The sequence below is a fragment of the Candidatus Corynebacterium faecigallinarum genome, assembly GCF_052264515.1.
Taxonomy (GTDB): Bacteria; Actinomycetota; Actinomycetes; order Mycobacteriales; family Mycobacteriaceae; genus Corynebacterium; species Corynebacterium faecigallinarum.
Window position 1 is genome coordinate 113,792 of sequence record NZ_JBQQOC010000006.1, and the last position, 17,174, is coordinate 130,965.

At 65.9% G+C, this 17,174-nt stretch carries 18 protein-coding genes; 15 read left to right on the plus strand and 3 right to left on the minus strand.

Annotation, left to right across the window (positions count from 1 at the left end; genetic code table 11):
* The first annotated feature begins 132 nt into the window (after positions 1–132).
* The 9 genes from ACTXPP_RS04815 to ACTXPP_RS04855 all read left to right on the plus strand — a co-directional run bounded on the left by ACTXPP_RS04815 (position 133) and on the right by ACTXPP_RS04855 (position 8,967).
* A complete protein-coding gene (locus ACTXPP_RS04815; RefSeq protein ID WP_301494091.1) occupies positions 133–747 on the plus strand; it encodes a histidine phosphatase family protein in 615 nt (204 codons plus the stop codon).
* A 110-nt stretch (positions 748–857) separates the two neighbouring features.
* Positions 858–1,424 (plus strand): TlpA family protein disulfide reductase, encoded by a 567-nt coding sequence (locus tag ACTXPP_RS04820; RefSeq protein ID WP_301494133.1) that lies wholly within the window; start codon positions 858–860, stop codon positions 1,422–1,424.
* Positions 1,421–2,209, plus strand: coding sequence for a cytochrome c biogenesis CcdA family protein (locus ACTXPP_RS04825; protein WP_301494092.1), 789 nt, complete (start codon positions 1,421–1,423; stop codon positions 2,207–2,209). The genes ACTXPP_RS04820 and ACTXPP_RS04825 overlap by 4 nt, the downstream gene beginning before the upstream one ends.
* Before the next feature lie 59 nt (positions 2,210–2,268).
* Positions 2,269–4,023 carry a cytochrome c biogenesis protein ResB gene (locus tag ACTXPP_RS04830; RefSeq protein WP_301494094.1) on the plus strand — a complete coding sequence of 585 codons (1,755 nt, stop codon included), beginning with the start codon at positions 2,269–2,271 and terminating at the stop codon, positions 4,021–4,023.
* Positions 4,024–4,142: 119 nt separating this feature from the next.
* A complete protein-coding gene (ccsB, locus tag ACTXPP_RS04835; RefSeq protein WP_301494096.1) occupies positions 4,143–5,282 on the plus strand; it encodes a c-type cytochrome biogenesis protein CcsB in 1,140 nt (379 codons plus the stop codon).
* A 41-nt stretch (positions 5,283–5,323) separates the two neighbouring features.
* Positions 5,324–6,490: a dTDP-glucose 4,6-dehydratase gene (locus ACTXPP_RS04840; protein WP_301520566.1), complete on the plus strand. Its 1,167-nt coding sequence runs from the start codon at positions 5,324–5,326 to the stop codon at positions 6,488–6,490.
* Between the two features lie 207 nt (positions 6,491–6,697).
* Positions 6,698–7,327: a hypothetical protein gene (locus tag ACTXPP_RS04845; protein WP_301524679.1), complete on the plus strand. Its 630-nt coding sequence runs from the start codon at positions 6,698–6,700 to the stop codon at positions 7,325–7,327.
* 70 nt (positions 7,328–7,397) lie between these two features.
* The gene (locus tag ACTXPP_RS04850; protein WP_301494102.1) at positions 7,398–8,126 is read left to right on the plus strand and encodes a hypothetical protein; all 729 of its coding nucleotides are present in this window, start codon (positions 7,398–7,400) and stop codon (positions 8,124–8,126) included.
* Between the two features lie 82 nt (positions 8,127–8,208).
* On the plus strand, positions 8,209–8,967 hold the full coding sequence (locus ACTXPP_RS04855; protein WP_301494104.1) for a hypothetical protein: 759 nt from the start codon (positions 8,209–8,211) through the stop codon (positions 8,965–8,967).
* Positions 8,968–8,995: 28 nt separating this feature from the next.
* Here ACTXPP_RS04855 and ACTXPP_RS04860 read toward each other — a convergent pair whose 3' ends face one another.
* Both ACTXPP_RS04860 and ACTXPP_RS04865 read right to left on the minus strand, forming a co-directional pair.
* Positions 8,996–10,282: a fatty acid desaturase family protein gene (locus ACTXPP_RS04860; protein WP_301494106.1), complete on the minus strand. Its 1,287-nt coding sequence runs from the start codon at positions 10,280–10,282 to the stop codon at positions 8,996–8,998.
* Between the two features lie 28 nt (positions 10,283–10,310).
* The gene (locus ACTXPP_RS04865; RefSeq protein WP_301494108.1) at positions 10,311–11,423 is read right to left on the minus strand and encodes a flavin reductase family protein; all 1,113 of its coding nucleotides are present in this window, start codon (positions 11,421–11,423) and stop codon (positions 10,311–10,313) included.
* 106 nt (positions 11,424–11,529) lie between these two features.
* Here ACTXPP_RS04865 and ACTXPP_RS04870 point away from each other — a divergent pair, with 106 nt between their 5' ends.
* Genes ACTXPP_RS04870 through ACTXPP_RS04880 form a run of 3 tightly spaced genes read left to right on the plus strand, consistent with a single transcriptional unit; the run spans position 11,530 to position 14,086 of the window.
* The gene (locus ACTXPP_RS04870) at positions 11,530–12,186 is read left to right on the plus strand and encodes a dTDP-4-dehydrorhamnose 3,5-epimerase family protein (RefSeq protein ID WP_301494110.1); all 657 of its coding nucleotides are present in this window, start codon (positions 11,530–11,532) and stop codon (positions 12,184–12,186) included.
* Positions 12,186–13,061, plus strand: a complete 876-nt coding sequence (gene rfbA, locus ACTXPP_RS04875) for a glucose-1-phosphate thymidylyltransferase RfbA (RefSeq protein WP_301494112.1) — start codon at positions 12,186–12,188, stop codon at positions 13,059–13,061. Before ACTXPP_RS04870 ends, rfbA begins: the two co-directional genes overlap by 1 nt.
* Positions 13,058–14,086: a phosphotransferase family protein gene (locus ACTXPP_RS04880; RefSeq protein ID WP_301494113.1), complete on the plus strand. Its 1,029-nt coding sequence runs from the start codon at positions 13,058–13,060 to the stop codon at positions 14,084–14,086. The genes rfbA and ACTXPP_RS04880 overlap by 4 nt, the downstream gene beginning before the upstream one ends.
* A 40-nt stretch (positions 14,087–14,126) precedes the next feature.
* On the opposite strand, the gene ACTXPP_RS04885 is transcribed toward ACTXPP_RS04880, so the two are convergent.
* A complete protein-coding gene (locus ACTXPP_RS04885; protein WP_301494115.1) occupies positions 14,127–14,582 on the minus strand; it encodes a hypothetical protein in 456 nt (151 codons plus the stop codon).
* Between the two features lie 208 nt (positions 14,583–14,790).
* Here ACTXPP_RS04885 and ACTXPP_RS04890 point away from each other — a divergent pair, with 208 nt between their 5' ends.
* The 3 genes from ACTXPP_RS04890 (at position 14,791) to ACTXPP_RS04900 (ending at position 17,174) form a co-directional block, all read left to right on the plus strand.
* Positions 14,791–15,150, plus strand: a complete 360-nt coding sequence (locus tag ACTXPP_RS04890) for a DUF4229 domain-containing protein (protein ID WP_301494117.1) — start codon at positions 14,791–14,793, stop codon at positions 15,148–15,150.
* A 258-nt stretch (positions 15,151–15,408) separates the two neighbouring features.
* Positions 15,409–16,419 carry an ABC transporter ATP-binding protein gene (locus ACTXPP_RS04895; protein WP_301494119.1) on the plus strand — a complete coding sequence of 337 codons (1,011 nt, stop codon included), beginning with the start codon at positions 15,409–15,411 and terminating at the stop codon, positions 16,417–16,419.
* Positions 16,416–17,174 (plus strand): ABC transporter permease, encoded by a 759-nt coding sequence (locus ACTXPP_RS04900; protein WP_301494121.1) that lies wholly within the window; start codon positions 16,416–16,418, stop codon positions 17,172–17,174. The genes ACTXPP_RS04895 and ACTXPP_RS04900 overlap by 4 nt, the downstream gene beginning before the upstream one ends.

Genomic DNA, 17,174 nt, shown 5'->3' on the forward strand with positions numbered 1-17,174 from the left:
GGTTAGCCTAACAGCAGTAGGTACATCCGGGAATTAATCGAAGTGTATGTCGTTCACCGTCAGTGTGTCACAGCTCACCGACCATGCCGTTCGCTTATGACCTCAGCAGCAGGGGCGGTAGGGTGTGAACCCATGACAACGATCGTCCACCTCGTCCGGCACGGGGAGGTCCACAACCCCGACCGCATCCTTTACGGCCGCCTTCCCGACTGGCACCTCAGTGTCCGCGGACGGCAGATGGCCGCTGCGGTCGCGCAAGACCTGGCCGACCACGACATCTCCTACATCGTCTCGTCCCCGCTGGAGCGGGCCCGCGAGACCGTCGCCCCGCTTGCTGACGCCCTCGGCGTCACCCCGGGAGTGGACGAGGACCTGCTGGAAGCAGGCAATGACCTGGAGGGACTGCACATCAAGGGTGTGCGTTCGGCACTGTGGAACCCGAAGCGGTGGCCGATGCTGAAAAGCCCGGCCACCCCGAGCTGGGGCGAGCCGTACAGCTCGATCCTCGACCGCATGTGGCGTGCCGTGGACACCGCCCGGCAGGGTGCGCTCGGTGGTGAAGCGGTGTGCGTCACCCACCAGCTACCGATCGTGACCATACAGCGTGACTCCGCCGGCCTGCCCTTGCGGCACAACCCGGCCCGCCGTCGTTGTGAGCTGGCGTCGGTGACCTCCCTCGTCTTCGAGGGTGACGGCGACTCCCGCCTGGTCGACGTGCTCTACTCCGAGCCGGCCCAGGCGCTCTGAGGGAACCAGAGAGAAAGGTGACTCCGGTGAAGGTAGCGACACGACGGTCCGACTCACGACGCCCGGCCTCCCGCGCAGGCCGCACCACCCGTTCGGTGGCCGCGGCGCTTATGGCTGCGTCCCTGGCTGTGGGGCTGGCCGCCTGCAGCGAGGACAACACCGCCGGTACCGACGCCGTCGCCACCGGCGGTTCCTTCGAGTTCGTCTCCCCGGGTGGGCAGACCGAGATCTCCTATGACGAGGATGATCGTCAGCCGGTCGGTGACATCTCCGGCGACTCCCTCATGGAACCGGGCACCACCATCTCCCTGTCTGACTTCGAGGGCGAGGTCGTCGTCCTCAACGCCTGGGGTCAGTGGTGTGGCCCGTGCCGCAGCGAGGCCGATGACCTGCAGCGCGTCCAGGAGAAGCTGGACGAGCACGGCAGCGGCACACTGCTGGGCATCAATGTCCGCGACTCGGTCGCCGACAAGGCCCGCGACTTCAAGACTGACAACGGGCTGACCTACCCCTCGATCTACGATCCGCCGTTCATGAGCGCCATGGCCCTCGGTGGCCTGCCGGCCTCGGTCATCCCCACCACGATCGTGTTGGACAAGGAGCACCGTCCGTCGAAGGTCTTCCTCCGTGAGGTCGACGACAAGGATCTCTGGGCCGCTGTGGAGCCACTGCTGTGAGTGACATCGGTTCCACCTTCGCCGACGCCGCAGCCTCGGGCCCGATCCTGTTGGCGTTGCTTGCCGCCGTGATCGCGGGACTGGTGTCCTTCGCTTCCCCGTGCGTGATCCCGCTGCTGCCGGGCTACGTCTCCTACCTCGCCGGCGTGGTCGGCGCGGACACCGAGTACACCAAGCAGGGCACGGTGGTCACCAAGAAGAGGGCACGTGCCGGTGGTGCCGCCCTGCTCTTCGTCGCCGGGTTCACCGTGGTATTCGTGCTGGCCACGACCACGGTTTTCGGTGCGATCAGTGCACTGAAGCTGAACGAGGACGTCCTGATGCGGGTCGGCGGCGTGGTCACCATCCTGATGGGTGTGGTGTTCATGGGATTCATCCGCCCGCTGCAGAACGACACCCGCATGGCGCCGAAGCGCTGGTCCACCGTGGCCGGGGCCCCGCTGCTCGGCGGGGTCTTCGCCCTGGGTTGGACGCCGTGTCTGGGGCCGACGTTGGCGGCCATCATCTCCGTCTCCGCCGGTACCGAGGGGATGACCGCCGTCCGTGGCGTCATCCTCATCATCGCCTACTGCCTGGGGCTGGGCCTACCGTTCATCCTGGTGGCGCTGGGTTCGGCGAAGGCCCTGGTCGGTGTGGGCTGGCTGCGGCGGCACTCGCGCACCATCCAGCTCATCGGCGGTGCCATGATGATCATCGTCGGTGTCCTGCTGGTCTCCGGCCAGTGGGCACTGTTCATCGACTGGCTGCGCCAGGGCCTGGTCTCCGACACGACCTTGCCGATCTGATCCACCACCACTGATCCACAACTGACTGACTACTCTCGTACTCTAACGGAAAGGTCCCCATGCTTCGCTGGCTCCTGAAACTGCCGAAGTGGGCCTGGCAGTGGCTGACCAGGATGCGCACCGCGCTGGTGCTGCTCTTCCTGCTGGCACTGGCGGCCGTCCCGGGTGCACTGCTGCCGCAGCGGTCGCTGAGCGAGTCGAACGTGGAGGAGTACCTCGCCAACAACGGGCGCATCGCCGAGATCTACGACCAGCTGGGTCTCTTCGACGTCTTCAGCACGACCTGGTTCTCGGCGATCTACGTCCTGCTGTTCCTGTCGCTGATCGGTTGCATCCTGCCGCGCAGCTGGGACCACTACAAGGCACTGCGCACCCTGCCGCCGGCCGCACCAAAGCGGCTGACCCGGATGCCGAATTACGTCGAGGGCACCGTGGACCTGCCGGAGGACCAGGTCCAGAAGGACGTCACCGCACGCTTCAAGAAGTGGACCGGCGGGGCGACCGAAGCCGACAAGGACCGGGCCGGGAAGTGGTCCTACTCCGCAGAGCGCGGCTACATGCGCGAGGCGTCCAACCTGGTCTTCCACCTGTCCCTGGTCGGTGTGCTGGTCACCATCCTCATCGGACGTCTGGTCTACTACGAAGGCCAGGTCATCGTGATCGCCGGCACGGAGTCGCAGAGCTCCCAGTTCTGTAATACCGCGGTGGCGAACTTCGACAGCTTCCGGAACGGACCGGCGTTCGACGGAACCACCCTGAACCCGTTCTGCGTGAACGTGAAGAACTTCGAGGCCACCTACGAACCCACCGGCCAGGCCACGAACTTCACCTCCGACATCGACTGGGCCAAGGGGCAGGACGCCACCAAGCCGGTCGAGGAGTGGGACCACACCCAACTGCGCGTGAACCACCCGCTCAACGTCGATGGCGACCTGGTGTACCTGCAGGGCCACGGTTACGCCCCGACGTTCACCGTGGAGTGGCCCAACGGCGAGGTCCGCACCGAGACCATTCAGTTCCGTCCGGACGACCTGACCTACTTCCTGTCGTCCGGTGCGATCAAGATGGACCCACCGGCCGGCATGTACCCGGACCTCTACGACCGTCGTCAGAACCAGATCGCGATCCAGGGCCTGTTCGCCCCGACGGCGGAGTTCTCCGGTGAGAACGATGCTCTACTGCAGTCCTCCTTCCCGGCGATGACGGATCCGGCGGTGGCGATCGACATCTACCGCGGTGACACCGGCCTGGACTCCGGTGCCGGGCAGAACATCTTCGCCCTCGACTCCCGACAGCTGCACAGCGGTGCGCTGCAGAAGCTCGACCGGGTCAACCTGATGGTGGGTGAGTCCATCACCCTCGCCGATGGCACCAGGATCACCTTCGACGGCGCCGAGGAGTTCGTGAACCTCCAGGTCAGCCAAGACCCTACCACCACGTGGGTGCTGGGCTTCGCGGTGTTGATGCTGATCAGCCTGGTCGGTTCACTGACGATCAAGCGTCGCCGCTTCTGGGTCCGCGTCTCCGGCAACGGCGACGGCACCACCACCCTTCAGATCGCCGGGCTGGCACGAACCGACTCCGCCGGTTGGGGTCGTGAGTTCAACCGCGTCGCCGAGGAGCTGCTGCATCTGGAGGACGAGGAGCTGGACGGGGAGATCGAGCAGAACGATGGTGAGTGGGACGACTGGGAGGCCGAGTTGGACCGGGAACTGAACCGGGAGATCGCTGCGGGCGAGATCGCGGTGGAGCCTGAATCCGACACGGCGTCCGATGCCGCCGACGGCGACAACGACACCGACGACACCAAATGACCGCCCTGGTGACCGCTGAGTTCTAGGTCACGTAGTTTGGTCAACCTTGCTGACCGGCACTACTCTTGGGTTCCGTATGGCCGCAATCGGCCTGTGCGAATTTACGGAGGAAACGACGGATGAACGGCAACGAGGGGCTGGCGACTTTCTCGGACGTCGCCTATGCGACAACTGCAGGAATCTACCTGGTCGCCCTGGTGATTTCGCTGGTCTACTACGGCATGCTGCGCTCGGCGACCGATGCCCGTCGTGAACGGGCCCGCATCCTCGGGGAGTCCAAGGCCAAGGCCGACACTGCCTCGAAGGTCTCCGTCGGTGCCGGTGCCGGGGCAGCTGGTGCGTCCGACACCGTGGACACCGGCGACACCATCGACGACATTGACGAGAAGGACGCCGCCGACGACGGCAGCCACGACGTCTCCGGTATCGCCACCGGCTCGATGAGCGAGGAGGATCTGCCGAAGAACTTCCAGGTGGAGACCCTGCGCAAGAAGTTCCGTCGCACCGACCAGTGGGGTGGCATGGCCCAGATGGTCGTGTGGCTCGGTGTCGCGGTGCACTTCCTGTTCCTGGTCACCCGCGGTATCGCCGCCGAGCGTTTCCCGTGGGGCAACCTCTTCGAGTACGTCACCGTGATCACGGGTGTGTCGATGTTGGTGGCATGTGTGTTGCTGCGTCGTCCGTCGATGCGGGTGGTGTGGCCGTGGCTTCTGGTCCCGAACATGATGATGATGTTCTACGCCGGCACCGAGTTGTACTCCGATGTTCAGCCGCTGGTCCCGTCGCTGAACTCCTACTGGTACTGGATCCACGTCTCCACCGTCTCCATCGGCGGTTCGATCGGCCTGGTCTCCGGTGTCGCCTCGCTCATGTACCTCTTCCGCCGTTCCCAGCCGAAGGGCAAGGAGAAGGGTTTCTTCGGCGCGATCGCCACGCCGCTGCCGGACGCCTCCAAGTTGGACGCCCTGGCCTACCGCACCGCGATCTGGACCCTGCCGATCTTCGGTCTCGGCGTGATCTTCGGCGCCATCTGGGCGCACTTCGCCTGGGGTCGCATCTGGGGTTGGGACCCCAAGGAGACCGTCTCGCTGATCACCTGGCTGCTGTACGCGGCCTACCTGCACGCCCGCGCGACCCCGGGCATGCGTGGCAAACCGGCGGCGTGGATCAACGTCGTGGCCTTCGCGACCATGGTATTCAACCTCTTCTTCATCAATATCGTGGTTTCCGGCCTGCACTCCTACGCCGGGCTGAACTGACCGGACTGAACCGACCGGACTGAACCGACCGGACTGAACTGATGCGTCCCGCTCTCGACCGGCCCCGCCGGATCACCCGCCTGCTGGTGACCGGTGGGGCCGGTTTCATCGGCTCCAACTTCGTGCACACCACCCGGGAGGAGTACCCGGAGACGGCGGTGACGGTGTTGGACGCCATGACCTATGCGGCGAACCCGGCGAACCTCGCGGGGCTGGACGGCCCCGATGGTGCTTCGAGTGGTGCCGCGAGTGGTGGCGTTGGTGCCGGTAGCGGCGGTGTGGAGGTCGTCGAGGGCGACATCTGCGATGCTGCGCTGGTGGATGAGCTGATTGGTGCGCTGGCTGCCGACACGTCTGCCGGGGAAAGTGATGGTTCGGTCGGCGACGGTACGGCGGCGGTGGTCCACTTCGCCGCGGAGAGTCACAACGACAACGCCCTGCGTGACCCGCTGCGCTTCGTGCGCACCAACGTCGAGGGCACCGCGGTGCTGGCCGAGGCGTGCGTCCGACACGGGGTGCACCTGCACCACGTCTCCACCGACGAGGTCTTCGGTGACCTGCCGCTGCGTGGTTCTGGGGAGCCGGGGGCCGAGGACCGGTTCACCGTGGACACCCCGTACACCCCGTCGTCGGTGTACTCGGCGTCGAAGGCGTCCGCCGACCACCTGGTGCGCGGCTTCGTGCGCAGTCACGGGCTCAGCGCGACGATCTCGAACTGCTCGAACAATTACGGCCCGCGTCAGCACCCGGAGAAGTTCCTGCCGCGTCAGATCACCGGGTTGCTCGACGGGGAGGCCCCGCGCTTGTACGGCACCGGGGAGAACGTCCGGGACTGGATCCACGTTGACGACCACAACTCCGCGGTCTGGCGGATCCTGGAGGAGGGTGTCTCCGGTCAGACCTACCTGATCGGTGCTGACGGCGAGAAGTCGAACCTGGAGTGCATCCACGAGCTGTTGGCGGTCTTCGGCCGGGATTCCTCGGAGTTCGTGCACGTCACCGATCGTCCGGGGCATGATCTGCGCTATGCGATCGACCCGTCGTCGATGGAGTCCCTGGGGTGGACGCCGCACTACACCGACTTCTCCGAGGGGCTGGCTGCCACGGTCCAGTGGTACCGGGACAACCGCGACTGGTGGGAGGTCAGCCGCAGGAGTGCCGAGGAGGCCTACCGGCAGACCGAGGAGATCCTCGACCCGGAGGCGTGAGGGCACCCTGGGGGCATGAGGGCCAGCTTGGGGGAGGGAATTCCGGGTCTCGGGGGTAAATATCGGCGGTGGTGTGTGACCCCGGTTACACCAAAAGCATGCATTTGCGAAAGTAACTAAGGATAGGGTTCTCCACGTGCCCACGAAAGTGGAGTGGGTACTACACCACGAGAACTCGCCATCGTCAGTAGGAAGGGAATCCCCATCATGACCATGTCCCGCGTCGTCACCGTCCCGAAGTGCCGCCGCACCTGGCGGACCATGCTGCTTTCCGGGGCTGCCATTCCCCGGCTGGCCAGTGCACGTCCGGACTCTGCCTACCGGATCGGGGACGAGGCCATCGTCCTGCCCGGCCCGCCGCAGGACTTCAACATCACCCTCCCGGGTGCGGAACTCACCACTGGGCAGACCGCCGAGGTGCTCACCCGGCTACCGCAGGGGCACACGCTCTACTGGGAGATCACCGCCCTGTGTGCCCATCGTTCTGAGCTGGTCGAGGGCCTTCTCGAGGTCCCCTACGAGATCACCTTCCTGGGGGCGGGGGACGACGGTAACCCGGTCATCCAGCCGGCTGTCGCCGTGCCGGTACTCACCGCTGCTGAGAGCGCCGAGAGTGCCGACAGTGTCGACAGTGCGGAGGGTGCGGAGGGTGCAGACGCTGCCGCCGAGGTGCCCTCGCACGTGGAGGAGCTGGTCGAGGGTGCCACCTACCGCGGGACCGTCGTCACCGGGGTTCGTCCGGGATGCGGGGTGGGGACCACAGGGATCTGCTTCGAGTTCCAGGCGCAGGGGGCCGACCTGGACCCGTTGCACGGCGGGATCGTGCAGTGGCGCTGATTGGAATCTGTCCAGGGAATTTCAGAGTATTATGTATGCGCTGAGTTCCCGAGGTCTATAGTCAGATTCCATGACTGATTTCAGGAAGCTCCGCCTCGCCCTCATTGCCGGACTTGCTGTCCCGGCACTCGCCCTCACCGCCTGCTCTTCTGATGACTCCGACTCGGACTCCAGCTCGCCCGACTCCTCGAACGGCAGCGACAGCAGCGACAGCGACGGCGAGGACTCCGGTTCTGCCTCGGATGTCGAACTGGAAGGCGCCCCGGATGACTTCGAGCTCACCGCTCCGGGATCGAAGCTGAGCCTTGGCGACGACGCCTACGTGGTCACTCAGCGTGGTAGCGGTGAGGATGACGACGAGACCTACCCGATCCAGTACTGGAAGGTCACCGCCCAGGAGATCACCGATGTCCCGAAGGAGGACATCGAACTTTCTTCCGACGCTGACGAAGTCGAGAAGTTCCTCTGCGTCAACTACGACATCGAGTTCCTCGGTGCCAGTGACGGGTCCAACCCGGAGACTGCCCATATCGTCAAGGAACCGTACATGCGTGCGGTCGACGACAACGGTAACGGTGCCAACACGATCCTCATGTCCAGTGGGTCCGACTGCGGGATCCACTCCTCCGACGAGCTCCCCAGTGGGCAGGACGAGCTGCAGGAGGGCAAGGTCTACAAGGATGCCGCGCTGAGCTACGAGACCAATGACGGCTCCGGCGTCACCCCGACCGGTCTCGAGTTCCGCTTTGAGGCTGACCTCGAGGACCTGGAGAACGCCGACAGCATCTACTGGAACTAGTCGGCAACAATCCCGGTACGAGTTCAAGAGTCTCAGGTTTCGCACTGAAGTCTGAGACGACACAGGGCTAGACTTCAGTTCCATGACCGACTTCAGGATGCTTCGTCGCGCGCTCATCGCCGGAATCACCGTTCCCGCCCTGGCGTTGACCGCCTGCTCCATGGAAGAGATCAGCGACGCGGTCTCCACAGACACCGCGAACGGTGCGGACGCCGGAAGTGGTGACGACGACTCGGTCTCCATCGAGGACATTGACCTGACGGGGGCACCGGAGGACTTCGACCCCACCCAGCTGGGGAGGGAATTGTCGCTCGGCCAGTCGGCGTACGTCGTCACCCCGCGTCCTGCCGAGGACTCCGGTGATGGCGACAACTCTGCAGCGGCCTCGCCGAAACAGTACTGGAAGGTCACTGCCCAGGAACTGACCGATCTGGACAGTGACCACATCGAGGTTGGGGCGGACGCCGGCGAGGTCGAGAAGTTCGTCTGCATCACCTATGAACTGGAGTTCCTGGGCCTGGACGACTCATCAGAGTCAGCAGGTACTGCAGATGAGGAGGACCAGGACGTCCAACCCCCAGAGCTCCGCGCCGTCGATGAGGACGGCAATCCGGCCAATGTGGTCGAGGGGGCAGTGCCGGAGGACTGCGACATCGACCAATCCGATCTGCTTCCTGAAGCAATCGACGATCTCGAGGAGGACGTCGTCTACCAGGGTGCGGTGCTGAGCTACCAGACCAATGACGGGGCCGGTGTCACCCCGACCGGCCTCGAGTTCCAGTTCGACGTCGATCTCGATGAGGACGAGGCCGAGAACGCTGACGGAATCTACTGGTACTAGCGGGTCACGCCCAGAATCACGCCCAGAATTACGCCAGGAACCGCGGCCGGGCCTTCTTCAGCAGGGCCAGGCCCTTGCGTAGCTGCCGGGGCCCGGTCGCCTCGGCGATCTCCGGGTTCGTGGTGAACGCCGCGTCCGAGCGAACCTCCGGGGCGTTCGACGCATCCGCCCGCAGCATGTTGTTCGGCAGTGACAGCTTCAGCAGTGTGCGCTGCACCTGCATCAACTGCTTGGGGAAACTGTCGGTGTTGTACGGCAGACCGTACTCGGCGGCGATCTTCTCGACCTCGGTACTGATCGCCGAGAGGTGGTTCGACGGCATGTCGGGGAACAGGTGGTGCTCGATCTGGTGGTTCAGGTTGCCGGACATGATCGACAACACGGTACCGCCCCGGAAGTTCGCCGAGCCCAGCATCTGCCGCAGGTACCACTCGTCGCGGGTCTCCTCCTCCAGGGTGCGCTTGGTGAAGGTCTCGACGTCGTCGGGGAAGTGTCCGCAGAAGATCACCGCATAGGCCCATACGTTGCGGGCGATGTTGCCGATCACCGCGGTCTTCACCGCGGCCTTCGCCCGCTTCTTCGCCTCGAGTGCCCGGCCGGCACGGCTGGTCCGGTTCGCGCCCCTGCCGGGCAGCAGGTAGCCGACCACGGCGGCGACCGCCGGGAACAGGACGTAGTCCTTGCCGACCTGGCGTCCGACCTTCTTCACCGTGTCCATCAGACGCGGCTTGGTCTCCTCCCAGGTCTGGCGTCCGGTGAAGTAGCGTCCCAGGTCCACATCGTAGAACCCGACGGCGACCTCGAAGAGGCTGGCCAGCACGATGTTGATCAGCGGCTGGAAGATGGCCATCGGGGTCCACGTGCGGTCGCGGGTCACCCGCAGCACGCCGTAGCCGATGTCGTTGTCCATGCCGATGATGTTCGTGTAGGTGTGGTGCACCACGTTGTGCGAGTGCTTCCACCCCGACGACGGGCCGGTGTTGTCCCACTCCCAGGTGGAGGAGTGGATCTCCGGGTCGTTCATCCAGTCCCACTGGCCGTGCATCACGTTGTGGCCGATCTCGAGGTTCTCGAGGATCTTCGCCATCGCCAACATCATGCCGGCAGGCACGGTGACGGTGGAGGACGACGCGGTGGCGATCCGTGCGATGAGGTCGAGGGTGCGCTGGGCGCGGATCAGGGACTTGATGTAGTCGGCGTCCCCGGCGCCGAGGGCGTCGCGGTGCTCGTTCTCGATGGCGGCGAGGCGGGCTCCGATGTCACGGATGTCCTCGTCGGAGAGATGGGCGTAGGCGTTGATGTCCTGGATGGCCAAGTTCTCTTCTACCTCTTCCGTTTCTTAATCAACTGGTGGCGATGTGCAGGCGTCCCGAAGGCACGCAGCTGCAGGTCCGGATCTGCTCGCCGGGCCCGTAGGACGCTCCGTCGCGCAGGTCGACGGCGATGCCGTCGGTGATGGGGGTGACACATGTCCGGCAGATGCCCATGCGGCAGCCGTGGACCAGGTTGACCCCGCAGGCCTCGGCGGCCTCGAGGATGGTGGTGGATCCGGACGAGGTGGTGGTGACACCGGTCCCGCCGAACTCGATCTCGCCGCCGAGGTCCTCGGGGTTGATTTCACCGGTGCCGGCGCCGGCACCCTGGTTGTGGAACTGTTCGGTGCGGGTGCCCGGCATCGCTTCGATGAGGTTATCGAGCAGCGGCACAGGGCCGCAGGCGTAGCGTTCGCGGGTCTCCCAGTCCGGCACCGATGACTGCACGTTCTGGCCGCTGAGGCGTCCGGACTCCGTGGAATCCCAGCTGATCAACCGGTAGGACGGCGACTCCTCGGCCAGTGCGTCCAACTCGGCGGCGAACGGGTCCGGGGGAGTGGGGCCACGCTCGCTGTGGATGTGGACGACGTCGGGCATGGTCGTGCCCGGGTGCTCCTGGTGCAGCCACCGCAGCATCGACATCACCGGGGTGATGCCGGCGCCTGCGGTGATGAACAACAGCTTGTCGGGTACCGGGGAGGTCAGGTGGAAGTCGCCGCCGGGGGCGGAGAGCCGGATGATCTGACCGGCGACCGCATGGCTGGCGACGTGCCCGGAGACCTCGCCGCCGGGCACCGGCTTCATGCTGACCGTAAGGCTGCGCGGCTTGCGCACCGGCGGGTTGGTCAGTGAGTAGCAGCGCCAGCGCCAGCGGCCGTCGATCTGCAGGCCGAGGCCGATGAACTGCCCTGCCTGGAAGGTACCGACCATGCCGGGGCCGGGTTCGATGGTCAGGGTGGTGAAGGACCCGTGCTGTTCGACCGAGGTGATCCGCCCCCGGATCTCTCGTCCCCGCAGCGGGTCGAAGAGGGTGGCGTAGTCGGTGGGAGTCAGCGGCGTCGTGAATCCCCTGAGCGCCGGTGCCAGTGGCTTGGCCATGGTGGCGGCTCGCGCGAGGAGCTTCCCGAGTGGTCGTTTTCTCATCCGAGAAATTTTACTACCAGAAACATATCAATTCAAGGCAGTGCTGGTGCAGTCCGGCCGCCTGGCGTCCGGCCGCGGCGACAATGGCGACGATAGGATGGTGCGCATGACTGAGATCACCGACCTCGCGATCCCGGGTGCCTGGGTCGCCACCCCGAAGATCTTCCCGGACGACCGGGGCACCTTCCACGAGTGGTTCAAGGCGGACGTGGTCGCCGACAAGCTCGGCTACCCGCTGGATATCCCGCAGGCGAACCTGTCGACCTCGAAGGAGGGCGTGATCCGGGGAGTGCACTTCGCCGACGTTCCCCCGGGCCAGGCCAAGTACGTCACCTGCGTCGCCGGACGTATCGTCGATGTCCTGGTCGACCTGCGGCGCGGCTCGCCGACCTTCATGAAGCACATCGTGGTGGAGCTGTCCGCGGAGAACCGCAGGGGACTGTACGTGCCGGTCGGTGTCGGCCACGCGCCGGGCATTCCCGTCGGTGGCGGCCCGGCCTCGTTGAACTATCTGATGTCTGAGGGTTACAACCCTTCCGTGGAACATGGCATCAACCCGCTCGACCCCGCTCTTGGCATTGACTGGGGCGCCCATGGCCTGCCCATGGATGACCTCGTCCTGTCGGACAAGGACCGTGACGCGCCCACCGTCGCCGAGTTCGAAGCGTCCGGCCGGGCCCTGCCGTCCTATGACGAATGCCTCGGCTGGGAGAGGGAACTGCGGCTGACCTGGGAGGCCGTCCAGCAGAAAGCGGACGACTGATGCGTGGCATCATCCTCGCCGGCGGAACCGGCTCCAGGCTGCGCCCGATCACCCTCGGGGTGTCGAAGCAGCTCGTGCCGGTCTACGACAAGCCGATGATCTACTACCCGCTGACCACGCTGATGCTCGCCGGCATCCAGGAGATCCTGGTGATCACCACGCCGGAGGACAATGACCAGTTCCGACGCCTGCTCGGCGACGGTTCCCAGTTCGGTGTCTCCATCGAGTACGCCGTGCAGGACGCCCCGAACGGCCTGGCCGAGGCCTTCATCCTCGGCGCCGACTTCATCGGGGATGAGCCGGTCGCCCTGGTGCTCGGCGACAATATCTTCTACGGTGCCGGCCTGGGCTCCCAGCTGCGCCGCTTCCGGGACGTCACCGGTGGGGCGATCTTCGCCTACTGGGTCGCCGACCCGACCGCCTACGGGGTCGTGGACTTCGACGCCGACGGGACGGCGACCTCGCTGGAGGAGAAGCCGGACGATCCGGCGTCCAACTTCGCGGTGCCGGGGCTGTACTTCTACGCCCCGGACGTCGTCGACATCGCCCAATCGCTGGAACCGTCGGAGCGTGGCGAACTGGAGATCACCGACGTCAACCGGGCCTACCTGGAGCGTGGGGACCTGCAGGTGGAGATCCTGCCGCGCGGTACCGCCTGGCTGGACACCGGCACGGTGGACAACCTCATGGCCGCGGGCGATTTCGTGCGCACCATCGAGCAGCGCCAGGGGTTGAAGATCGGCTGCCCGGAGGAGGTCGCCTGGCGGATGGGCTTCATCGATGATCGTGCCCTTGTCGCCCGTGCTGAGCAGCTGGGCAAGGCTGACTACGCGGACTACCTGCGCCTGCTGCTGCGTCGCGGTCGGGACCGGTGAGTTCCGGGCACATGGGTGGTTCGGACGGGGGCAGTGGCGCAGACGAGGGCGGTGGTGCGGACGCAGTGATCGCCCGGGTGCGGGCCGGCTTCCCTTCGCTGAGCTGGTCATCGGTGTCGGTACCGCCGCAGGGCATGGACCACGAGGTCGTGGTGCTGCACGATGGTGCTGATGCCGGTGCTGATCTCGTCGCGCGGCTGCCCCGCACGGACGCCTACCGCGACCAGGCCCCGGTCGAGGCCGAGGTGCTGGAGCTGCTGGCTGGCCAGGTGATGTCATCGGACGTCGCCCCGGTACAGGACGTCCCTTCCGTACGGCTGCCCGTCCCTGCGCTGACCATCGCCGACGGATCGGTGACCCTGCAGGGCCATATCGCCGGTGAACCGCTGGACGCACAGGTCTACTCGACCTTGGGCGCCGGCCGTCAAGACACGGTGACCAGGCAGGTCGCCGGACTGATGCGACTGCTGCACGGGGTGGACGTGATGTCCCCGCCGGTCAGCAACGTGGTGTCCTGGTGGTCGGCGGAGGGAAGGGTGAACACCACTTCGCCGCGGGCGCTGCCGGCGAAAGCTGCGCTGGTGAGGTCCCGGGCGTCCGAACTGCTGCCGGGCCGGATCGCTGCGGCAGACCTGGGGATCGTGGAGTCGATTGTGCAGGACGTCGAGGTGCTGCTGTCCTCGCAGTTGTCGGCCTCAGACGGACGGCTGATCCACTCGGACCTCTACGACTCGCACCTGCTGTGGGACGGTGCCAGTCTCGGGGTGATCGACTTCTCCGACATGAACATCGGGGACCCCGCCCTGGACTACGCCCACCTCTTCGCCCTGGACCCCGCGTTGCCGCGCCGGGTGGCAGAGCTGGCTGGTGATCTGGTTGGTGATCTCCTGGAGCGGGCGTGGACCTACGCCCGGTGGGATGCGGTGTTCCTGCTGCTCGACCACCTGCGCACCGGACACACCCCGGCCTCGGTGGCCTGGGAGGTCTTCGACCGGGCCCGGAGCGTCACCCCGCCCACACGGTGATCCGCCCGGGACCCGCACGGGAAAGGGGCGACAGTCTCGGTCAGGCGGCGCCTTCGCCGCGTCCCTCGGACTGGCCGTCGTTCCGACCGTCCCCGTGGCCGTCGGTGCGTCCTTCACCACGGTTGTCGTTGGACTTGTCGGTGTTGCTCTCCCCGGTGGCCGGCTCCCCCTCATCCTTCGCGGAGGGGGCGTCCTGCCCGGCGCGTTTCTCCTTCTTCGTCTCCCGGTCGTAGCGCTCCCGGGCCTCCTCGATCCGGCGTTCCTCCTCACGCTGGGCCTTGAAGCGTTCCTTCTTCAGGTTCCAGAGGAAGTCCGGGTCGTCGTCCGGGCCCTTGCGCTCGACGGGCTTGCGCTTCTGCCGTCCGAGCTGGGGGAACTGGCCGTTGCCGGATCCGTTGCTCGGCCCCTCACCGTTGTTCCAGGTCTTCGGACCGAAAGCCTTCCACAGTACGATGACGGTGACGATGACGAGCACGAGAATCACCAGTCGTCCCATGGTTGCTACCCTCCGGAGGTTGACGTGCGTCGAATATGGTCTACAGACTCCATGCTAGCCGCATGGTGGGGCTACGTCGATTCTCGCGTGTGAATGCTGTTCAACCGACCGCGGGGTAGGCGACGAGGAAGCGGTGCGGACGTAGTGGGGAAGTAGTGGGAAAGCGGAGGATTGGGTGTCGGCCCGGGGCGGTCGTAAGCTGGTGGGCGTGAACGACACCAGTAGCAACGACACCAGCGTGAACAACACCAGCAGCTCCGAAGATCTCGCCCCCACCAAACTGTCCGGGAAGGCCTGGCGTGACATCTTCCTCTACGGCCTCGCCCGGGTCGTGCTGTTCCTGGTGCTGACCGTGCTGATCCAGTCTCTCGCTATCCTGCTGGGCATGGGCCAGAGCTTCCCGCTGCTGATGAGCGCACTGCTGGCGCTGATCATCGCCTTCCCGCTGTCGATGTTCCTGTTCAAGGGCCTGCGACTGCGGGTCAACGAGCAGATCGCCATCCGGGACGCCGGACGCCGGGCCCACAAGGAGCAGATGGCTGCGCAGCTGGAGGACCGGCTGAACTAGGGGGCTTTCAGGGGAAAGGGGTGACTTCGCGCCGTTGATCGCGTCCCTCGCCCTGCCGGGTGTCGCTCTTAGCACCTCCGCCTTTTTTCGTTCAGCGGAGCATAACACTCTGACCTGTAGGTCTCATGATGTGAGAATCACGTGAGGTGCTAAAAGTGGCGGATCCCTGTATCCACCGATCGGTGGATACGGGAATCAACCGCAGCGCAGCTGGTTGGCCGATGTGCGCAGGGGTGTCTGCTTCGTAGCGTCATATGCATGACGAAGAACACTGCGACCACGACAACACCCGCTGTGGAGGTCACTCATCTCCTCAAGCGCTACCGGGGGAAGCCTGACCCGGCCGTCGACGACATCTCCCTGACCGTGGCGGCCGGCGAGATCTTCGGGATCATCGGTCCCAACGGTGCCGGTAAGACCTCGACCGTCGAGTGCATCGCCGGGCTGCGTGACCCGGACATGGGCACCGTGAAGGTCCTGGGGCTCGACCCGCGCACAGACAAGGACGAGATCCACCAGGTGCTCGGGGTGCAGCTCCAGGAGAGTCAGTTCCCCGACCGGGTCACCGTTGCCGAGATCCTCGACCTGTTCAGCTCCTTCTACCGGAACCCCGCCGACTGGCGTGAGCTCATGGAACTCGTCGGTCTGACCGACAAGGCCAGGACCCGGTACCAGAACCTGTCCGGTGGTCAGAAGCAGCGGCTGTCGATCGCTCTAGCGCTGGTCGGTGGCCCGAAGGTCGCGATCCTGGACGAACTGACGACCGGGCTCGACCCGCAGGCCCGCCGGTACACCTGGGGGCTGATCGAGACGGTGCGCGACGCCGGGGTCACGATCCTGCTCGTCACCCACTTCATGGACGAGGCGGAGGGACTGTGCGACCGGATCGCGGTCATCGACAACGGACGCGTCGTCGCCGTGGACACCCCCGAGGGGCTCGTCGCCCGCGTGCGCCCGACCCAACAGGTCCGCTTCCGCCTGGTGGCGGGGCTCGGGCGGGCCGCCGGGCAGGACGCCGCGAACGGCATCGACCCGCGTCTGTTCTCCGAACTTCCCGGCATCACCGACGTCCAGGTCGATAACGGGCACTGGACGGTCAACGGTACCGGCGAGGTGCTGGGGACCGTCGCCGGCGCCCTGGCGCGACATGGGCTGGTGGCCGAGGGACTGCGTGCCGACGACTTCAGCCCGGACGATGCCTTCGTCGCCTACACCGGGCGCTCCGCGATCCGCACTGACGACAGCAACCACAAGGAGAACGCATCATGAATGCCCTGGCGAAGATGACCGTGGTGGAGGCCAAGATGTTCCCCCGCGACCCGGGGGCGGTGGCGTTCGGCGTCCTGTTCCCGACCATCCTGTTGCTCGGCCTCGGGGCGATCCCGATGCTCCGGGAGCCGTCCGAGGATTTCGGTGGCATCCGCTTCGTGGAGTTCTGGGCCCCAAGCGCCCTGGTCGTCGGCATGGTGGCCATCGGGGCGCAGCACGTCCCGATCCTCATCGCGACCTACCGTGAGCGGGGCATCCTGCGTCGGATGTCGACCACCCCGGTTCATCCGGGGTACCTCCTGATCGCGCAGATGATCGTCGCACTGGTGTCGGTCGCTGCCTCTGCGCTGCTGCTGGTGCTGTCGGCCTGGCTCATCCTGGACGTGGCGCCACCGCAGCACCTCGGGACATTCGTGCTGGCCTTCTTCATCGGCTACGCGGCTGTGCTGGCGATCAGCATGATCTCGGCGGCGCTGGTGCCGTCGGCGAGTGCGGCGACGTCCGTCGGGACGCTGATCTTCATGGCCCTGATGCTCTTCGGCGGTGCCTTCCTGCCACGCTTCCTCATGCCGGACGTCCTGGTCACCATCGGTGAGTACGTCCCGCCGGGAGTGCAGGCGATGTTGGCCGCCTGGTTCCCGGAGGCCGCCGAGGTGACCGCGGCGGGCAGCCCCCGGTGGGTCCAGCTTGGGATACTGTTGGGCACCACCGTGGTCGCCGGGGCGATCGCCGCCAGGGTTTTCCGGTGGAAGTAG